The organism is Streptomyces hypolithicus, from assembly GCF_052934925.1.
On the sequence record NZ_CM128811.1, the window covers coordinates 739,126 to 757,839 of the forward strand.

Genomic DNA, 18,714 nt, shown 5'->3' on the forward strand with positions numbered 1-18,714 from the left:
GTCGTCACCCTCGAAGACGTCGGATGCCTCCGCACCGTCACCAGCCACGGCGTGCGCTTCCACACGCGCAGCCACGCTCACTCGAGCCCTTCCAGGAACGGGACGATCGCGTCGATGAAGTGCTCGTTCCGATCGCCGACCACCATGTGCCCCGCGTCGGCCACATCGACGCGTCGCGCGTTGGGAACCCGGTCGCAGAACTCCTGGGCGATGTCTTCGCGCACCAGGTCGCTGATCCCACCGCGGACGAGCAGGATCGGCACGTCGGCGTGGCGTGCGGCGTCGAGAAGACGCTCCGCCATGCCAGGCGGGTCCATCCGGCCCTCGAAGCTGTCCAGCAGCCGGGGGTCCCAGTGCCAGAACCAGCGATCGCCATGGCGTCGCAGGTTGTTCCGTATCCCCTCGGGGCCGTCCGGATGTGGGCGATGCGGCAGGTGGGTGGAGACCGCCGCGGCAGCTTCCCCAACGCTGGCGAATCCGTCGGGCTGGCGGCGCATGAACTCGACGACGCGGCGAACCCCGCAGGGGTCCGGTCGATGGGCGACGTCGACAAGCACCAGAGCGCGGATCGCCGCCCTGGGCGCCTCTCCGGCGGCGAGCAGCGAGCTCAGGCCGCCGAGCGAGGCACCGACGAGCACCGGCTGGTCGCCGAGTTCGGCGACGAGCGCCCGGACGTCGTCGGCGAACAGGCCGAGGTCGTAGTCACCATCGGCTGACCATTCACTGCTGCCATGCCCGCGCAGGTCCGGGGCGATGACCTTCCACCCCAGCGCGGCCAGTCGAGTGCCGGTCCGGCGCCAAGCGTGTCGTGTCTGGCCGCCGGCGTGCAGCAGGACAAGAGGTGGTGAGGATGCCTCGTCCCATACATCCGCCGCGAGCCGGATCCCGCCGCGGCCCACGAACCTTTGGGGTCGTGGCAGTGCGCCGGCCGTCATACCGCAGCTCGGGTTCGCAGCGGCGTCAGCAGCTGGTCGCGGTAGGGATCCGTGGCCGCTGCGGCGAGTGCGACATCCAGCGCGAACAGAGCACGTGCGAGGAACCGGTCGTCGTCGAGCAGGGCGGCGACCCACTGGTGCAGCGCACCCACGCACGAGGTGCCGACAACGGCGGCCAACGCGTCAGTGTCGATGTCGGCGCGCAGGAGGCCCTGTGTCCGTGCGTCCGCCATCGCCTGGCGGAGCTGGGTGAGCGGACTGCGGTCGAGCACGAGGCCGCTTTCCTCCCACTCACGCACCATGCGACGCGATACGACCGGGTCGGCCACGAACAGCTGGACGGTCGACCTGACGACTTCCCGCGGGTCGCCGGCTCCCAGCGACTCCAGGCGGCGCTCGAGTTCGTCCATGAACCCGGCGGCGAGTGCCTCCCAGATCTTGTCGCGCGGTCCGATCAGGTTGTAAACGGTGGCCGGGGCGACCTCCGCTCGCTCGGCGATCCGCTCGGTACTGATCACCGATTCAGGGCTGTCCCGCAGGAGTTCGCGTGTTGCCTCGAGGATGCGGATCCGTCGCTGGGCTTTGTGCTGCTCACGCAGTCCCCCTTCGGCTGGCTGCATACGCGCACACTCCTCCGCTGAAAGTTAGAGTGCGAAAAATTTAGAGGTGTCTCTAGATATAGTCAAGCGTTGAGGTGGCGCGGACCGCCGCGAGGTCGAACGCGGCACCGGTGCGGGGCCGCGCCAGGAAGCCGGCGAGCTTCGGAAGCAGCGCGTCGGCGTCGGTGGGGGTCAGCCCTGTCGAGATGAAGCGGCGGCACCGGCGCGTACGTCCGCAGCGCCCACCAGACTCGGTGCGCGTGCTCGCCGAACCGCCCCGTGACCGCGTCCTCCACCTCCTCGGCGTGGACGGCGTGCAGCGTGATGCGCATGAGGATCGCCACGATCCGGCGGTCCGCGAACGCCGCGTCGAGATCCTCGGGCACGAAGTCCTGCACGCGGTTCCACAGCGCCAGGTACGGCGACGCCGGTGCCTGGGCCTGCAAAGCGCAGACCCGGCGGACCGCCTCCGCTACATCGAGGCGCTGGCGTTCGAGCAGGAGCTGACGGTCCAGGGTGGCCAGGGCGAGCTGTCGCGCGGTAAGGATCACGCCCGGATTATGCCGCCCCCGGGCGCCAGCCATCCGTCATCCGCCAGCACGCCAGCACGCCAGCACGCCAGCAATTCAGAGTTCCGCGGCCCACAAGCCCTCGGGGTGTGGCAAGGCCCCAGCTCTCGGCGCTTTCGTCGCACGCCCCCTTCGCACCCCCTTCATCCTGCGAGCCGGCGCGTTGAGAGCGCCGGGCTCCCACTCCTGCCGACCCGCCACCGGGCCGGGGGCCTGGGTTATCGCTGATCCTGCGCCCGCGCAGAATCGCTGTGGGTGAGACGGAAGCAAGGTCGCACGACGCGGGACCGTCACTCAGACTTCGAGGAGACGCACTCAGCCTTCAGTAGGACAGGGCAGCTGGTGCCAGTACGGAATCCTCCAAGCAGGACGACAAGAGGAAGCACACCTCATGGCCTACACACGGGTTCTCGCGGTCGCCCCGGTGACCGACATCGAATCGGCGGCGCTCTGGTACGAGCGCCTCATGGGCAGGCCGGCCGACGCCCGGCCGATGCCGGGGCTGGTGGACTGGCACGTCTCCGGGACCGGCTGGGTCCAGGTCTTCGAGTCGCCCGAGCACGCCGGGTCGACCCTGCTCAACCTGGCGGTCGACGACCTGGACGCGGCACTGGTGGAGCTGGCCGGCCGCGGGCTCACGGCCGGGGAGATCCAGCCGGGCGGGCAGCGGGTGCGGTTCGCCGCACTGCACGATCCCGACGGCAACCGGATCACGTTGATCGAGAACCCGGCGAGCTAGAACGCCTCCCCTTCACCCGTTCGGCCGCCTCGACAGGCCTTCATCTCATATCTGAGATATCTTGCCCCTATGGCAGACGACTACCTCGTACGCATCGGCAAGCTCATCCGTGTCGCCCGTCAGCATCGGGGCTGGACACAGAACCAGCTCGCCGACGCGCTGGGCACCAGCCAGAGCGCCGTCAACCGCATCGAGCGCGGCAACCAGAACATCAGCCTTGAGATGATCGCGCGCATCGGAGAGGCCCTCGACAGCGAAATCGTGTCCCTCGGGTACGCCGGCCCCATGCATCTGCGTGTGGTCGGCGGACGGCGGCTGTCCGGCTCGATCGACGTGAAGACCAGCAAGAACGCCTGCGTGGCGCTGCTTTGCGCCTCGCTGCTCAACAAGGGGCGAACCGTACTGCGGAAGGTCGCCCGTATCGAGGAGGTCTACCGTCTTCTGGAGGTGCTGAGTTCGATCGGCGTACGGGTGCGCTGGATCAACGACGGCAAGGACCTGGAGATCGTCCCGCCGGCCGAACTCAACATGGACGCGATGGATGCCGAGGCGGCGCGCCGTACGCGCAGCATCATCATGTTCCTCGGCCCGCTGCTGCACCGCATGGACCACTTCAGGCTTCCGTATGCGGGCGGTTGCGACCTCGGGACCCGCACCATCGAGCCGCACATGATCGCGCTGCGCCGCTTCGGTCTGGACGTCACCGCCACCGAGGGCATCTATCACGCGGTGGTGGAGCGGTCGGCCGGGCCGGGGCGCCCGATCGTGCTGACCGAGCGCGGTGACACGGTGACGGAGAACGCGCTGCTGGCGGCGGCCCGTTACGACGGCGTGAGCGTCATCCGCAACGCGTCGTCCAACTACATGGTCCAGGACCTGTGTTTCTTCCTGGAGGCGCTGGGCGTACGCGTCGACGGTGTCGGCTCGACGACGCTGACGGTGCACGGCGTGCCGAACATCGACGTCGACGTCGACTACTCGCCGTCCGAGGACCCGGTCGAGGCGATGAGTCTGCTCGCGGCCGCCGTGGTCACCGGTTCGGCGCTGACGATCCGACGGGTGCCGATCGAGTTCCTGGAGATCGAGCTTGCGGTGCTGGAGGAGATGGGCCTCGACCACGACCGCTCCGGCGAGTACGCCGCCGACAACGGGCGTACGCGGCTGGTGGACCTCATGGTCCGGCCCTCGAAGCTGGAGGCGCCGATCGACAAGATCCACCCAATGCCGTTCCCTGGACTCAACATCGACAACGTGCCGTTCTTCGCGGCGATCGCGGCGGTCGCCCAGGGCCAGACCCTGATTCACGACTGGGTGTACGACAACCGCGCGATCTATCTGACGGACCTCAACCGGCTCGGGGGCCGCCTCCAACTCCTCGACCCGCACCGCGTGCTCGTCGAGGGTCCGACCCGGTGGCGCGCGGCCGAAATGATGTGCCCGCCCGCGCTGCGGCCGGCGGTCGTGGTGCTGCTCGCGATGATGGCGGCGGAGGGCACGTCCGTACTGCGCAACGTGTACGTCATCAACCGCGGTTACGAGGACCTGGCCGAGCGGCTGAATTCGGTTGGCGCGCAGATCGAGATCTTCCGCGACATTTGATTGACAGATGCCGCCACGCCCTGTCTGAACAGCAAGAACACGAGTCAGGAGGGGGTGCGGCGGCACCCGTGGGACTGCTCTGGACTCTGCGCCTGAGCCGGGCTCCTGCGGACGCTGCCCGGAACCGAAGCTACGCGAAGATCGCGTCAATGGCGGCAGTGCCCCGTGCGCCCGCCCGCGGCAGGAAGTGGGAGTACTTCCGCAAGGTGAACCCAGAGGCATCGACCACGAACGGTCAGGGGACCTGATAGCCGTTGCCGAGCCCCGTGCGGTGGCCGGCGTCAGTCGCGCCCGTCCAGTACGACGGAACCGGCCTGGTCCGGAGTCAGTTCGCGGCCGCGTGTGAACTGGGCGCCGAGGGTCTGTCGCCGATGAAGCCGGGACTGTGGCTGCTGCCCGCCGCCGTCGCGCTGATCGTGGCCTGCTCGCTGACTCCGGTGATCGCCCGGCGGGTTCGCCCCGGATACCTCCTCGGCGCCGCCCTGGTGCTCTCCGTGTCGGCTACGCGATGATCACCCAGGTCGACAGCACCTCGGGGCTGCCCATGCTCATCACTGGTTACATCCTCATCTACGTCGGCATCAGCCCGCTGATGGTGCTCGGCACCGATCTCGTCGCCGGCTCCGCCCCGCCGGAGAAGGCCGGTTCCGCGGCGGCGATGTCGGAGACCGGGATGGAGTTCGGCATCGCGCTGGGCGTCGCGGTCCTGGGCAGTGTCGTGACCGCGATCTACCGCGGGGACATGGCGAACAGCGTCCCGGACCGCGTTCCTTCGGCCGGCGCCGACTCCGCCCGCGAACCCCTAGCCAACGCCGACGCGGTGGCACAGGGGCTGCCCGGCACGCTCGGCGGCGAGTTGCTGAGCCCGCACGTGAGGCGTTCACGCATGGTCTGAATGTCGCCGCGGACATCGGCGGCGTGGTCGTCGCCGCCCTGGCGGTCGCCGCCGTGGTGCTGCTGCGCCACCTGCCGGCCGGGGGGCGACGAGGAGGAGCAGGCATCGGCCGAGACGGCCGGTGACTCCGCTCTCCAGGCGCCCAGCAGGTGTGACGGACAAGAGCCGCGCCGCCCCGGGTCGATCCCGGGGCGGCACGGCTCTTCGCGTTCTGGTCAGATCCCCTGGGGGTACGGCCGGGCGGCGTCCTCGCAGATGAGGTCCGCGGCGTCGCGTTCCCCGATCATCACAGCGTGCGCGTGAGTGTGACCACGGGGAATGCGCGGTACGACGGAGGCGTCCACCACCCTCAGCCCCTCGACACCGTGCACCACGACGTGCCGGATTGCCCGTCGCTAGGCATAGTAAGGGTCGCTCATCTACTGGGGGGCATACGGACCTGATGAGATGGTCGGTATGCTCGCCGCCATGCCCCGCCAGCCACCTTTCCTGCGCCCCCAGGAGACGCGTCTCCCCGTGCCCGTGGTGACGCCTGCCCCGGAACGCTGCGGCTGCGCGCACCGCCGGCCCCGTACGCCCGCAGGACTCGGCGACTCCAGCCCTCGGCATCGTGACCGGTCCGCAGGACGCGGTCACGCTGTCCGTCGGGGTGCCCCTGGGACGCATCAGCGCAGGGCAATGGCAGGTGCTGACAGACACCGCCCGGCACTGCGGCAGCGGCGAACTGCGGCTGACCCCTTGGCGCGGCGTCGTCGTACCGGGGATGGAGCGGGAGCGGGCCACAGAAGTGCTGGACTGCCTGGGGGCCGCCGGCCTGATCATCGGGCCCCACTCCCCCTGGACCGGGGTGGGGGCCTGTATCGGTCGGCCCGGCTGCGCCAAGTCCCTGGCCGATGTGCGGGCCGAGGCGGCGGCAAGCGTGGGCCCCGTAGGGGGACTGCCGGTGTACTGGTCAGGGGTGCGAACGCCGGTGCGGTCATCCGCAGGGCGAGTGGGTCGATGTCGTCGCTACCCCGGACGGCCACCAATTCTCCCTGGTACGGGGCGAAGAACGGGACACCCCGTTGAGTATCCCCGACAGCCCCTCCGCGCTCGCGGCCGCCGTGACGGCGGCCCGCGGCACCCTCGACTGACAACGCCCTGCCCGACACCGCGACACCGCGACACCGCGACACCGCGACACCGCGACACCGCGACACCGCGACACCGCGACACCTGACCGTTCCACGCCCAATTACCGTTCCATGCCCGATGAAGAGAGCGAAAGCACTGTGCACCAGTACGAGAAGGACGGACCGGCCATCTATCGCCAGTCCTTCGCCACGATCCGCGCGGAGGCGGACCTGGTTGGCCTGCCCGTTGATGTGAGCCAGGTCGCGGTCCGCATGATCCACGCCTGCGGCATGGTCGACCTCGTACGCGATCTCGCCTTCACCCCGGACGTGGTGGCCCGCGCCCGCGAAGCGCTGCGGGCAGGCGCCCCCATCCTGTGTGACGTGGCCATGGTTGCCAGCGGTGTCACCCGCAAGCGGCTGCCCGCGGCCAACGAGGTCGTGTGCACGCTGTCCGACCCGGCGGTGCCCGGTCTCGCGGCACAGCTCGGTACCACCCGCAGCGCAGCCGCCCTGGAGCTCTGGCGTGATCGGTTGGAAGGCGCGGTCGTTGCCGTCGGCAACGCGCCCACCGCCCTGTTCCGGCTGCTCGAAATGATCGAGGAGGGCGCCCCGCGCCCCGCCGCCGTCATCGGTGTGCCGGTCGGCTTCGTCGGCGCCGCCGAGTCCAAGGACGCCCTGGCCGCGCACCCGTCCGGGCTTGAGCACCTCATCGTGCGGGGCCGTCGCGGCGGAAGCGCCATCGCGGCCGCCGCCCTCAACGCGATCGCCAGTGAGGAAGAGTAACGGCCTGGTGCGCGATAGGGGGCGGATCAGCCCGCGGCGTCGGATGCGGTGCATCGCAAGGCGGCGGAGCGTCCTCATAGCGGAGCTATTAGGGAGTTTCGCCAACGCGGCGAGGTGCCGCATCCGACGTCGCGGGCCCGTCCCCTATCGCGCACCAGGCCGTAAGCGTGAGCGTCAGAGAGCAGAAGAAGGGGCGGCTGTACGGAGTCGGGCTCGGGCCCGGCGATCCGGCCCTGATGACCGTACGAGCCGTGGAAATCATCGCCGAAGCCGATGTCCTCGCCTATCACAGCGCCCCGGCACGGAGGGTCCATCGCCCGGTCCATCGCGGCCAAGCACATTCGCGCCGACCACATCGAAGAGGCACTGGTCTACCCCGTCACGACGGAAACCACGGACCACCCGGGCGGCTACCGGGGTGCGATGGAGGACTTCTACACCGAGGCGGCAGCCCGCTTGGCGGTGCACCTCGACGCAGGGCGCACGGTCGCTGTGCTCGCCGAGGGCGACCCGAGGCAGACGCGGCACGGCTCCGACAACAAGGTCGAGTCGGAGCGCGCCGAGTTCGCCCTGGACCTGGACCGCCGCGGACGGCGCGTGGCCGTGGTGTCCGGCGGCGACCCCGGGGTCTTCGCCATGGCGACGGCCGTCCTGGAGGTGGCCTCCCATGGAGGAGTACGCGGGCGTGCCGGTGCGGGTGCTGCCGGGCGGGACGGCGGCCAACGCGGCCGCCGCCCGCGCGGGAACACCGCTGGGCCACGACTACGCCGCGATATCGCTCTCGGACCGGCTCAAGCCGTGGGAAGTCATCGCGGAACGGTTGCGGGCGGCGGCCTCGGCGGACCTGGTGCTCGCGCTGTACAACCCCGGTTCACGCAGCCGGACCTGGCAGGTCGGCAAGACCCGCGACCTGCTCCTTGAGCACCGCTCACCGGACACACCCGTGGTTCTCGGCCGGGACGTCGGCGGACCGACCGAGAGTGTACGCACCCTACGTCTGGCCGATCTCGACCCGGCCGAGGTCGACATGCGCACGATCCTGATCGTCGGGTCCTCGCAGACGCGGTGGGTGCGGCGTGGTGACGGGCAGCAGATCGTCTGGCCACCCCGTCGCTACCCGGGGGGCTGAGCCCACAGCGGCCTTCAACTACGCCTGAAAGCAGATATGTTCGCGCAGCCAGGCCACGGCCAGGTCGGGCGTGCCGGCCACCGCGACTCCCTCGGGAACCGGTGGCCGGCGTACCACGACCACCGGGATCCGCGCCTCGCGGGCGGCGGCGAGTTTGGGGGCGGTGGCGGCGCTGCCGCTGTCCTTCGTGACGACGACGTCGATGCGATGGCGGCGGATCACCTCGCGTTCCCCGTCGAGGGTGAACGGGCCCCGGTCGAGCAGCACCTCCATTCGCGCGGGGTGCGGGGGTTCGGGGGCGTCCACAGACCGCATCAGGAACCACAGGCCGTCCAGCCCGGCGAAGGCGGCCAGCCCCATGCGTCCCGTCGTGAGGAACACGCGCCGCCCCAGCGCGGGCAGAGCCCACGCCGCCTCAGCCAGGGAGCCGACCGGGCGCCAGTCGTCGCCGTCGCCAGGCACCCAGCCGGGTCGGCGCAGTGCCAGCAGGGGAACATGGGCAACGGCGGCAGCTGTCGCCGCGTTGAAACTCATCGTCTGGGCGAAAGGATGGGTGGCGTCGATGAGCGCGTCCACCTGGTGCGTACGCAGCCACTCGGCAAGCCCGCCGGCTCCGCCGAAGCCGCCGAAGCGGACCTCGCCCGGTGGGAGTTTCGGACGGGCCACGCACCCGGCGAGCGAGCTGGTCACCTTGGTCCCGTCGGGAAGCTCCGCCACCAGCAGCTCGGCGAGGCGGCGGGCCTCCGTGGTCCCGCCCAGTACGAGTACGTGCATGGGATCCATCCATGAGTGAGGCGAGGGGCGGGCGCAGCCCCCAACTCAAACACACCGGTCTGCGTCCCGGCTGGACGACCGGTGCCTGCGCGACCGCCGCGTACGGCGAGCGTGCGTGCGCCACGCACCGTGGGCCGGCCGGGCGCGCATGAGTCGGCGGTCTCCAGCCGGCACCCCGCTCTCCGCGCGATCGTCCCCCGGGTGACCTGCACCAACAACATCGCCGTCGGGGTCGGGGGCGCCGCCGTCAACCGAGGTCCGGTGCGACCGGTGGGCGGGGCGGATGCGGGCGGCCATGAGGGCTACGTCGTCGTCGGCGTGGGCGGCGTCGAGTTCGTGCAGGACCTCGTCGAGCAGTTCGTCCAGGGTGCCGCCGGGGGCGGGGCGTACGCGGGCGAGGCGGGCCAGGGAGGTGTCGATGTCCTCGCCGCGCCGTTCGATCAGGCCGTCGGTGAACAGCAGCAGGGTGTCGCCTGGGCCGAGGTCGCGCGAGACGGTCTCGTAGCCGCCCAGGCCGGTGCCGAGCGGCGGCCCGACCGGTACGGGCATCACGTCGGCGACGCCGTCCCGGCTGAAGACCACGGGCGGCAGATGCCCGGCGCTGGCGAAGACGCCGATGCCGCGCGCGGGGTCCATCCGTACCAGCAGGGAGGTGGCGGGGCGCCGGGACTCCGCCGCGGCAATGATGGAGTCGAGCTGACGCAGGACCCGGTGGGGCGGCAGGTCGGCGGCGGCGACCTCGCGCAGCATCGAGCGGTAACTGTTCATGTCCACGGCGGCCGCCACGCCGTGCCCCATCACGTCCCCCATGACGAGCAGCGTGCGCCCGAAGTGCAGGCGTACGGTCGCGAACCAGTCGCCGCCGACCAGGGCGCCCGAACCGGAGGGGAGATACCGGGTGGCCAGTTCGAGGTTGGGGTGCGGGCGCCCCGGGTCGCTCAGCAGGGCGCGCTGCAGGTCGACCGCCGTGCGCCGGGCCTGTCCGTACTGACGGGCGTGTTCGATCGCCAAGGCGGCCCGCGCGGCCACGGGCTGGAAGCGCACCACGTCGTCCGTCGTGAAAGGAGCGTGGGTGCGGGCGGCCAGCAGGGCACCGATGACGTGCTCGTGCGCGACGAGCGGCACCGCCAGCCTGCGGCCGTCGAGCACGGGCCGGCCGCCCCACACGGCGTACGGCGGAGTGCCGGGCCCGAGCAGCGCGGGCGGGCCGGCGGCGGCGGCGCGGGTCGGATCGGGCAGCGTCTGCCCGCCCGGGGCGCCGCCCGTCGGCTGCGCGGCGGACAGAAGGTGGAGCGCTGTGGCGTCGGCGAAGCCGTTGCTGGTGAACCGCACGATCTCTTCGCAGGTCACGCGCTCGTCGAGCGTCGTCCCGATGCGCCGGGCGGCGTCGGCGAGGGAGAGGCGGTAGTGCCGGGCGGGATCCGCCGCGCCGCGGCCGGGGCCGGCTCTCACACGATCACCTCGCCCAGGACCGCATCGCACCGCCATGGGTCACAGGAACGGGACGGTCAACGGACGGTTCCGTCCATTCGTCGACACCAGACCTGCGCCGGATCAGCCACCAGTCGATCACTGGTCGATCAACCGGGTGCGGCTGCGGGGGCACCGAGCTTCCTCAGGGCAGCACCGCGACCCCGTCCAGTTCCACCATGGCCTGTTCGTCCCAGAGGCGGGCCGCGCCGATCACCGCCATCGCGGGGTAGTCGCGGCCCGCCAGGCGGCGCCAGACGCGGCCCAGTTCGGGTCCATGGGTGCGGTAGGCGGCCACATCTGTGGCGTAGACGGTGACGCGGGCAAGGTCGGCCGGGGCGCCGCCGGCATGGCGCAGGGCGGTGAGGAGGTTGGAGAGGGCCAGCTCGAACTGCGCCGGAAGCGTGTCGCCGACGATCTTGCCGTCGGGGTCGAGCGCGGTCTGCCCGGCGAGGAACACCAGCCGCGATCCGGTCGCGGTGACGGCGTGCGAGAAACCCCTGGGCGGGGACAGCTCGGGCGGGTTGACGCGGTGCAGGGTCATCGGTACAGCTCCTTCGCGATGATCGTGCGCTGGACCTCGGTGGCGCCCTCGTAGATCCGGGGGGCGCGGACCTCCCGGTAGAGGTGTTCGAGCAGGTGTCCGCGCTGGAGCGCGCGGGCGCCGTGCAGCTGGACCGCCGCGTCGACGACGTACTGCGCGGTCTCGGTGGCGAACAGCTTGGCCATCGCGGCGCGCTGCGGCACGCCGGGTGCCCCCGCGCCGCCCGTGTCGTACGCCGAGGCGGCGGCGTAGACGAGCAGGCGGGCGGCCTCGGTGCGGGTGGCCATCTCGGCGACCTGGTGGGCGACGGACTGGAGGTCCTTGAGCGGGCCGCCGAACGCGGTGCGGCTCGCGGTGTGGGCGAGCGTCGCGTCGATGGCGGCCTGGGCCATTCCGACGGAGAAGGCTCCGACGCTGGGCCGGAAGAGGTTGAGGGTGTCCATCGCGACCCGGAAGCCCCGGTCCACCTCGCCGATGACATCGGCGCGGGTGACGGGTACGCCGTCGAAGGCGAGGGCGCCGATCGGGTGGGGCGAGAGCATGTCGAGCGGGGTGCCGGACAGGCCGGGGCGGTCGGCGGGGACGAGGAACGCGGTGACGCCTCGCGCCCCGGCGCCCTGGGTGGTCAGGGCGAAGACGGTGTAGAAGTCGGCCTCCGGCGCGTTGGAGATCCAGCACTTCTCACCGGACAGGCGCCACCCGTCACCCTCCGGTACGGTCAGGAGCGAGAGCGCCGCGGCGTCCGACCCCGCGCCCGGCTCACTCAGCGCGAAGGCGGCCACCGCGCGCCCCGCGGTCACTTCGGGCAGCCAGCGCGCCCGTTGTTCGTCCGTGCCCGACCTGGCCACCGGGCTCGCCCCGAGTCCTTGCAGGGCGAGCGCGGTCTCGGCCTCCGTGCAGACGGCGGCCAGGGATTCGCGCATGAGGCACAGGTCGAGTGCTCCGGAGGCGAACAGGCGCTCCAGCAGGCCGAGTTCACCGAGGGCGGCGATCAACGGGCGGTTGACTCTGCCCGGTTCCCCCTTGTCGGCGAGAGGGCGCAGATGGTGGGCCGCCACGGTGCGCAGCTGCTCGCACCACTCCCGTTGCTGAGGCTCCAGCGCGAATCCCGCCATGCTCCGCACCCCACTTTCCGCGTCTTATCGCGAACCGTTGACTGTCGTCACTCAAACGATACGCTCAGGATGCGACAAGGGGGCGATCCCGTATGGAGCTGAAGACCTCAGCGCACATCGACACCTTTCCCCGCGAGCAGCTGCCACCCGCCCACCAGTGGCCGCAGCTCCTCTTCGAACGTCCCGAGCTGTGCTACCCCGACCGGCTCAACTGCGGCGAGGAACTCCTGGACCGCACGGTGGACCGTTTCGGCCCGGCCAGGCCCGTCTTCCGCACCGCCACCGGCGAGGTCTGGACCTACGGCGAACTGCGCGGCCACGCCGACCGGATCGCGCACGTCCTCACCACCGACCTGGGCGTCCTCCCCGGCAACCGCGTCCTGCTGCGCGGCCCGACCACCCCCTGGCTGGCGGCCTGCTGGCTGGCGGTGATGAAGGCGGGCGCGGTGGCGGTGACGGTGCTCGCCCAGCAGCGGGCGGCGGAGCTGGCGACGATGTGCGAGATCGCGCGGGTCGGGCACGCGCTGTGCGACGTCCGGGCCGTGGACGACCTGGTGAAGGCCGAGGTGCCGGGCCTGCGCATCACGGCGTACGGCGGCGAGGCACCCGACGACCTGCTGCGGGCCGCGTCCGCCAAGCCGCCTCGGTACGCCGCCGTGCCGACCTCCGCCGACGACGTCGCCCTGATCGCCTTCACCTCGGGGACCACCGGGCGCCCCAAGGGCTGTATGCACTTCCACCGCGATGTGCTGGCCGTCGCCGACACCTTCTCGCGCCATGTCCTCAAGCCCGAGCCGGACGACCTGTTCACGGGCAGTCCGCCGCTCGGCTTCACGTTCGGGCTCGGCGGCCTGGTCATCTTCCCGATGCGGGCGGGCGCCTCGTCGCTGCTGCTGGAGCAGGCGGGCCCCAAGCAGCTGCTGCCGGCCCTGGCCGAACACCGGGTGTCGGTCCTGTTCACGGCGCCGACGGCCTACCGGGCGATGCTGGACGACCTCGGCGCGTACGACCTGAGCGCGCTGCGGCGCTGCGTGTCGGCCGGGGAGAACCTGCCGGCGGCGACCTGGGAGGCCTGGTACGAGCGCACCGGCCTGCGCATCGTCAACGGCATCGGCGCGACGGAGCTGCTGCACATCTTCATCTCCGCGGCGGACGGCGCGGCCAGGCCGGGGACGACCGGGGTGCCCGTGCCGGGGTGGCAGGCGCGGGTGGTGGACGGGGAGGGCCGCCCGGTGCCGGACGGCGAGGCCGGGCTGCTGGCGGTGCGCGGTCCTGTGGGCTGCCGGTATCTCGCGGACGAGCGGCAGACGCAGTACGCGCGGGACGGCTGGAACTTCACCGGCGACACCTACATCCGGGACCCGGACGGCTATTTCCGGTACGTCGCCCGCGCGGACGACATGATCATTTCTGCCGGGTACAACATCGCGGGCCCCGAGGTCGAGGACGCGCTGCTGCGCCACCCCGACGTGGTGGAGGCGGCCGTGGTGGGCCGGACCGACGAGCGGCGCGGGCAGGTCGTGGTGGCGTACGCCGTGCTGCGCGACGGGGTGGAGCGCGGGGAGGCGACCGCGGCGCTGCTGCGCGACTTCGTCAAGGCCGAGCTGGCGCCGTACAAGTGCCCGCGCGACATCGTCTTCCTGGACGCCCTGCCCCGGACGCCGACGGGCAAGCTCCAGCGCTTCCGGCTGCGGGCCGTAGAGTGATCACGTGGCCGAGCAGCACACTCCCCGTTCCCTGATCGTCTCTCTCTTCGGCGCGTACGGGCGCACGCCCGGCGGGGGCGGCGAGTCGATGCCGGTGGCCGAGCTGATCCGGCTGCTGGGCGCCGTCGGCGTGGACCCGCCGTCGGTGCGGTCGTCGGTGTCCCGGCTCAAGCGGCGGGGCCTGCTCGTGGCCGCCCGTACGACCGAGGGGGCCGCCGGATACACGCTGTCCGGCGACGGCCGTCAGCTCCTGGACGACGGTGACCGCCGCATCTACGAAAGCCCCGCGCCGCAGCTGTCCGAGGGCTGGGTACTGGCCGTCTTCACCGTCCCCGAGGCCGAGCGCGCCAATCGTCACCTGCTGCGCTCGCGCCTCGCCCGCCTCGGCTTCGGGGCGGCGGCGCCGGGGGTGTGGATCGCACCGGCGCGGCTGTACGAGGAGACCCGGCACACGCTGGAGCGGCTGCAACTCGCTTTCTACGTAGACCTATTCCGGGGTGAGCACCTCGGCTTCGCGGCGACGGAGGAGGCGGTGGCGCGGTGGTGGGACCTGGCGGCGATCGCCAAGCAGCACGAGGAGTTCCTGGACGTGCATGAGCCGGTGCTGCGGTCGTGGGCGTCGGGGACGTCTGGGGAGTCGAGCGCGTCCGGGGCGAGGGCAGGTGCCCCGCAGGAGGCTTACCGGGACTATCTGCTTGCCCTCGATTCCTGGCGCCGGCTGCCGTACGCGGACCCCGGTCTGCCGGCGGAACTCCTGCCGTCGGACTGGCCGGGGGTGCGGTCGGCGAAGGTGTTCGCCGGGCTGCATGCGCGGTTGCGGGACGCGGGCGAGGAGTTCGTGCGCGCGGGTGCGTAAATCGCGGGCGCAGAAATCGCGAGTGCCCAAATAGGGGGTGCGGGGCCGTCGGCGGGCCGGGCGGTCACGCAGGGGCCTGCGGCGGCCAGGTACTCGTCGAGGTTTTCGCCAACGCGGCGAGGTGCCGTAGCCGGCGTCGCGGGCCCGTCCCCTATCGCGCACCAGGCCGTTAGGGGGCCGGGTCCCGGGCGGGGTCTGACGCGGAGCCTCAGCACATGGCTCAGTCCAGCGTCAGCCGGGGCTTCGGGGCGTCCGTGCGGCCCGTCGGTGGGGGGCGGCTGCCCGCGCGGTAAGGGAGGGGCCAGGCCGCGCCCGGCCCCGCGTAGCCCTGCTCAGCCGCCGCGTGCAGCGTCCAGTGGGGGTCGTACAGGTGTGGGCGGGCCAGCGCGCACAGGTCGGCCCGGCCCGCGAGCAGCAGCGAGTTCACGTCGTCCCAGGAGGAGATCGCGCCGACGGCGATCACTGGCACACCGAGCGCGTTGCGGATCCGGTCTGCGTACGGGGTCTGGTACGAGCGGCCGTACTCGGGTGCCTCGTCGGGGACGACCAGCCCCGTCGACACGTCGATCGCGTCCGCGCCGTGCGCCACGAACGCCCTGGCGATCTCGACGGCGTCGTCGGCCGTGGTCCCGCCCCGCGCCCAGTCCGTGGCGGAGACGCGGACCGTCATCGGCCGGTCGTCCGGCCAGATGTCGCGTACGGCGTCGAACACTTCCAGCGGGAAGCGGAGCCGGCCGGCCGGGGAGCCGCCGTAGGCGTCGGTGCGCAGGTTGGTGAGGGGAGACAGGAAGCCCGACAGCAAGTAGCCGTGTGCGCAGTGGAGTTCGAGCAGGTCGAAACCGCTGTCGACCGCGCGCCGGGCCGCCGCCGCGAACTGGTCGCGGATCTCGGCCAGCCCCGCCCGGTCGAGGGCGCGCGGTACCTGGTTGACGCCGTCGCGGTAGGGCAGCGGCGAGGCCGCCGAGAGCGGCCAGTTGTCTGCGGCGAGAGGCAGGTCGATACCGTCCCACATCAGGCGGGTGGAGCCCTTGCGGCCCGAGTGGCCGAGCTGCACGCCGATCGCCGTGGCCGGTGACTGCTGGTGGACGAAGTCGGTGATACGGCGCCAGGCGTCGGCCTGGCCGGGGCTGTAGAGGCCGGTGCAGCCGGGGGTGATGCGGCCCTCCGGGCTCACGCACACCATCTCCGTCATGACCAGGCCCGCTCCCCCGAGGGCCCGTGCGCCGAGGTGGACCAGGTGGAAGTCGCCGGGGACGCCGTCCACCGCCTTGTACATGTCCATCGGTGATACGACGACCCGGTTGCGCAGGGTCACCCCGCGCAGCCGCAGCGGGGTGAACATCGGCGGCGTCCCGGGCGGGCAGCCGAAGTCGTCCTCCACGGCGCCGGTGAAAGCCGGGTCGCGCAGCCGCAGGTTGTGGTGCGTGACGCGGCGGCTGCGGGTGAGGAGGTTGAAGGCGAACTGGCGTGGCGGCTGGTCGAGGTAGCGCTCCAGCTCCTCGAACCAGCGCAGGCTGGCGGCCGCCGCGCGCTGGGTGGAGGCGACGACGGGGCGGCGCTCGGCCTCGTACGCGGCGAGCGCGTCGGGCAGCGAGCCCGGGTGCTCCTCGACGCACGCGGCGAGCGCGAGCGCGTCCTCGACGGCGAGCTTGGTTCCGGAGCCGATGGAGAAGTGGGCGGTGTGGGCGGCGTCGCCGAGCAGGACCGTGTTGCCGTGGCTCCAACGCTCGTTGACGACCGTGCGGAAGGCGACCCAGGAGGAGTTGTTGCCGCGTAGGGCCCGGCCGCCCAGGGCGTCGGCGAAGATCTTGCCGCAGCGCTCGGTCGACTCGGCCTCGTCGCACAGGTCCAGGCCGGCGGCCCGCCAGACCTCCTCGCGCATCTCGACGATGACGGTCGAGGCGTCCTTGGCGTACGGGTAGCCGTGCAGCTGCATGACTCCGTGCTCGGTCTCGGCGACCTCGAAGCGGAAGGCGTCGAAGGCGAAATCGGCGGCGAGCCAGATGTAACGGCACCGGTGGGTGGTGACGCGGGGCGCGAAGACCTCGGCGTACGCCTCGCGGGTCAGGCTGTGCACGCCGTCGGCGGCGATCACCAGGTCGTACGCCGCGGACAGTTCGGCGGCGGTCGGTGCCTCCTCGCGGACGCGCAGGCACACGCCGAGCGAGCGGCAGCGCTCGTGCAGGATCTCCAGAAGCCGACGGCGGCCGAGGGCGGCGAAGCCGTGTCCGCCGGAGGTCAGGGTGCGGCCGCGGTGGACGATGTCGATGTCGTCCCACCGTACGAACTCGCCCTGCAGCGCCTGGTAGACGACGGGGTCGGCGTGCTGGATGCCGCCGAGCGTCTCGTCGGACAGGACGACGCCGAAGCCGAAGGTGTCGTCGGGGGCGCCGCGTTCCCAGACGGTGACGGAGCGGCCGGGGTCGAGCCGCTTGAGGAGGGCGGCCGCGTACAGCCCGCCCGGCCCGCCGCCGATCACGGCGACACGCATCGTCAGCGCCCCCGCCACTTCGGCTGCCGCTTCTCGGTGAACGCGGCGTGGAATTCGGCGTAGTCCTCGCCGTTCATCAGCAGCGCCTGGGTCGCGGCGTCCAGTTCGACGGCGGCGGCGAGCGGCATGTCGAGTTCAGCGGTGAGCAGGGCCTTGGTCTGGGCGTACGCGAGGGCGGGGCCGTCGGCGAGGTGTCTGGCCAGCTCGGCGGCGCGGGCGTCGGCGTGGCCCTCGTCGGTCGTCTCGCTGATCAGGCCGATCCGCTCGGCCTCGGGGGCGCGCACCGGCTCGCCGAGCATCAGCAGCCTGGTGGCGTGGCCGAGCCCGACGACGCGGGGCAGGAGGTACGCCGCGCCCATGTCGCCGCCGGACAGGCCGACCTTGGTGAACAGGAAGGCGAACCGGGCGGAGGGGTCGGCGATCCGGAAGTCCGCGGCGAGGGCGAGGACGGCGCCCGCGCCCGCGGCGACCCCGTGGACGGCGGCGATCACGGGGAAGGGGCATTCGCGCAGCGCCCGGACGACCTGGCCGGTCATCCGGTTGAAGTCGAGGAGCTGCGCGGTGTCCATGGCGAGGGTGGCGCCGATGATCTCGTCGACGTCACCACCGGAGCAGAAGCCGCGGCCCTCGCCGCCGAGAACCAGGGCGCGCACCGTGCGCTCGCGGGCCAGCTCCGCGAGCAGGTCACGCAGGTCGGCGTACGCGCCGAAGGTGAGCGCGTTGAGTTTTTCCGGCCGGGCGAGGGTGACGGTGGCGACGCCGTCCTCGACGGTCAGCCGCAGGTGGCGCCAGTGCTCGGTGCGTGGAGCCGAGCTGGGAAAGGGGCTCATGGAGCAACGGCCTCCCTCTGCGGGCGGTTGATGCCTACCCATCGACGGTATCACTTATCTGTGACCATCGTCACGAGTACGCAATACGCCTCACCGCTCGCTCCCGAAAGGGGCGCCTCGCCGTGCTCGAATTTCCAGGCTCCGCCTCCTGGCGTATCGCACTGCCGCACACCGCCGCCGCGGTCCCGATGGCGCGCGCCCTGATCCGTACGGCTCTGGCCGCCGTCGACGGGGGCGAGGCGACGGCGGACAGCGACACGGCGGAGCTGCTCACCGCCGAGCTGGTCGCCAACGCGGTGGAGCATACGAGCGGTGAGCGGCCCATCGAGCTGGCGGTGCGGCTGCTGCCGGCCGGCTGCCGGATCGAGGTGCACGACGGGGACCCGGCCCCGCCGGGCAACCTGGACCGGTCGGGGGACGATTCCGCGCCGGACCCCTGGCAGGAGCACGGCCGGGGGCTGCTGTTGATCCGCACGCTCAGCTCGGACTGCGGCCACCGCCCCACCGCACACGGCAAGGCGGTCTGGTTCATGCTGCGGGCGCTCCCGCCGGCTCCGCTGTAAGG

17 protein-coding genes and 3 pseudogenes are annotated in these 18,714 nt (G+C 71.9%); 10 read left to right on the forward strand and 10 right to left on the reverse strand.

What is annotated here, in order from left to right; all coding sequences use genetic code 11:
• Positions 1–77: 77 nt before the first annotated feature.
• The 3 genes from ACU6WZ_RS03590 to ACU6WZ_RS03600 all read right to left on the reverse strand — a co-directional run bounded on the left by ACU6WZ_RS03590 (position 78) and on the right by ACU6WZ_RS03600 (position 2,085).
• On the reverse strand, positions 78–899 hold the full coding sequence (locus ACU6WZ_RS03590; RefSeq protein WP_447031676.1) for an alpha/beta fold hydrolase: 822 nt from the start codon (positions 897–899) through the stop codon (positions 78–80).
• Positions 900–931: 32 nt separating this feature from the next.
• Positions 932–1,555, reverse strand: a complete 624-nt coding sequence (locus tag ACU6WZ_RS03595; RefSeq protein ID WP_447031677.1) for a TetR/AcrR family transcriptional regulator — start codon at positions 1,553–1,555, stop codon at positions 932–934.
• Between the two features lie 62 nt (positions 1,556–1,617).
• Entirely contained in the window at positions 1,618–2,085 is a 468-nt protein-coding gene (locus ACU6WZ_RS03600) for a DNA glycosylase AlkZ-like family protein (RefSeq protein WP_447031679.1), read from the reverse strand.
• A 409-nt stretch (positions 2,086–2,494) separates the two neighbouring features.
• Here ACU6WZ_RS03600 and ACU6WZ_RS03605 point away from each other — a divergent pair, with 409 nt between their 5' ends.
• From ACU6WZ_RS03605 to ACU6WZ_RS03620, 4 genes are all read left to right on the forward strand, one after another.
• The gene (locus ACU6WZ_RS03605) at positions 2,495–2,842 is read left to right on the forward strand and encodes a VOC family protein (RefSeq protein WP_447031680.1); all 348 of its coding nucleotides are present in this window, start codon (positions 2,495–2,497) and stop codon (positions 2,840–2,842) included.
• Positions 2,843–2,911: 69 nt separating this feature from the next.
• The gene (relB, locus tag ACU6WZ_RS03610) at positions 2,912–4,441 is read left to right on the forward strand and encodes a type II toxin-antitoxin system RelB family anti-toxin (protein WP_447031681.1); all 1,530 of its coding nucleotides are present in this window, start codon (positions 2,912–2,914) and stop codon (positions 4,439–4,441) included.
• 371 nt (positions 4,442–4,812) lie between these two features.
• Positions 4,813–4,953, forward strand: a complete 141-nt coding sequence (locus ACU6WZ_RS03615) for a hypothetical protein (RefSeq protein ID WP_447031682.1) — start codon at positions 4,813–4,815, stop codon at positions 4,951–4,953.
• The gene (locus tag ACU6WZ_RS03620) at positions 4,950–5,336 is read left to right on the forward strand and encodes an MFS transporter (RefSeq protein WP_447031683.1); all 387 of its coding nucleotides are present in this window, start codon (positions 4,950–4,952) and stop codon (positions 5,334–5,336) included. The genes ACU6WZ_RS03615 and ACU6WZ_RS03620 overlap by 4 nt, the downstream gene beginning before the upstream one ends.
• Positions 5,337–5,551: 215 nt before the next feature.
• On the opposite strand, the gene ACU6WZ_RS03625 is transcribed toward ACU6WZ_RS03620, so the two are convergent.
• Positions 5,552–5,710 carry a GMC oxidoreductase gene (locus ACU6WZ_RS03625; RefSeq protein WP_447031684.1) on the reverse strand — a complete coding sequence of 53 codons (159 nt, stop codon included), beginning with the start codon at positions 5,708–5,710 and terminating at the stop codon, positions 5,552–5,554.
• A gap of 179 nt (positions 5,711–5,889) precedes the next feature.
• Between ACU6WZ_RS03625 and ACU6WZ_RS03630 the strand changes: the two are divergent.
• From ACU6WZ_RS03630 to ACU6WZ_RS03640, 3 genes and pseudogenes are all read left to right on the forward strand, one after another.
• Positions 5,890–6,469 (forward strand): annotated as a pseudogene (locus tag ACU6WZ_RS03630) (ferredoxin-like domain-containing protein); the annotation flags it as partial.
• 138 nt (positions 6,470–6,607) lie between these two features.
• Complete coding sequence (locus tag ACU6WZ_RS03635; RefSeq protein WP_447033837.1) at positions 6,608–7,234, forward strand: precorrin-8X methylmutase; 627 nt, start codon at positions 6,608–6,610, stop codon at positions 7,232–7,234.
• Positions 7,235–7,401: 167 nt separating this feature from the next.
• A pseudogene (locus ACU6WZ_RS03640) lies at positions 7,402–8,363 on the forward strand (precorrin-3B C(17)-methyltransferase).
• 18 nt (positions 8,364–8,381) lie between these two features.
• Here the strand turns inward: ACU6WZ_RS03640 and ACU6WZ_RS03645 are convergent.
• From ACU6WZ_RS03645 to ACU6WZ_RS03660, 4 genes and pseudogenes are all read right to left on the reverse strand, one after another.
• The gene (locus ACU6WZ_RS03645; RefSeq protein WP_447031685.1) at positions 8,382–9,137 is read right to left on the reverse strand and encodes a cobalt-precorrin-6A reductase; all 756 of its coding nucleotides are present in this window, start codon (positions 9,135–9,137) and stop codon (positions 8,382–8,384) included.
• Between the two features lie 342 nt (positions 9,138–9,479).
• Positions 9,480–10,625 (reverse strand): annotated as a pseudogene (locus ACU6WZ_RS03650) (PP2C family protein-serine/threonine phosphatase); the annotation flags it as partial.
• A 127-nt stretch (positions 10,626–10,752) separates the two neighbouring features.
• Positions 10,753–11,151, reverse strand: a complete 399-nt coding sequence (locus ACU6WZ_RS03655) for a RidA family protein (protein ID WP_447031686.1) — start codon at positions 11,149–11,151, stop codon at positions 10,753–10,755.
• On the reverse strand, positions 11,148–12,266 hold the full coding sequence (locus tag ACU6WZ_RS03660; protein ID WP_447031687.1) for an acyl-CoA dehydrogenase family protein: 1,119 nt from the start codon (positions 12,264–12,266) through the stop codon (positions 11,148–11,150). The genes ACU6WZ_RS03655 and ACU6WZ_RS03660 overlap by 4 nt, the downstream gene beginning before the upstream one ends.
• Before the next feature lie 92 nt (positions 12,267–12,358).
• Here ACU6WZ_RS03660 and ACU6WZ_RS03665 point away from each other — a divergent pair, with 92 nt between their 5' ends.
• Together ACU6WZ_RS03665 and ACU6WZ_RS03670 are read left to right on the forward strand one after the other, a co-directional pair.
• Positions 12,359–13,972, forward strand: coding sequence for an AMP-binding protein (locus tag ACU6WZ_RS03665; protein WP_447031688.1), 1,614 nt, complete (start codon positions 12,359–12,361; stop codon positions 13,970–13,972).
• A 4-nt stretch (positions 13,973–13,976) separates the two neighbouring features.
• Positions 13,977–14,828 (forward strand): PaaX family transcriptional regulator, encoded by an 852-nt coding sequence (locus tag ACU6WZ_RS03670; RefSeq protein WP_447031689.1) that lies wholly within the window; start codon positions 13,977–13,979, stop codon positions 14,826–14,828.
• Positions 14,829–15,048: 220 nt separating this feature from the next.
• On the opposite strand, the gene ACU6WZ_RS03675 is transcribed toward ACU6WZ_RS03670, so the two are convergent.
• Both ACU6WZ_RS03675 and ACU6WZ_RS03680 read right to left on the reverse strand, forming a co-directional pair.
• Positions 15,049–17,319, reverse strand: coding sequence for a bifunctional salicylyl-CoA 5-hydroxylase/oxidoreductase (locus ACU6WZ_RS03675; protein ID WP_447031690.1), 2,271 nt, complete (start codon positions 17,317–17,319; stop codon positions 15,049–15,051).
• Positions 17,320–17,321: 2 nt separating this feature from the next.
• A complete protein-coding gene (locus ACU6WZ_RS03680; protein WP_447031691.1) occupies positions 17,322–18,149 on the reverse strand; it encodes an enoyl-CoA hydratase family protein in 828 nt (275 codons plus the stop codon).
• Positions 18,150–18,271: 122 nt separating this feature from the next.
• On the opposite strand from ACU6WZ_RS03680, the gene ACU6WZ_RS03685 reads away from it, so the two are divergent.
• The gene (locus ACU6WZ_RS03685; protein ID WP_447031692.1) at positions 18,272–18,712 is read left to right on the forward strand and encodes an ATP-binding protein; all 441 of its coding nucleotides are present in this window, start codon (positions 18,272–18,274) and stop codon (positions 18,710–18,712) included.
• Positions 18,713–18,714: the final 2 nt, after the last annotated feature.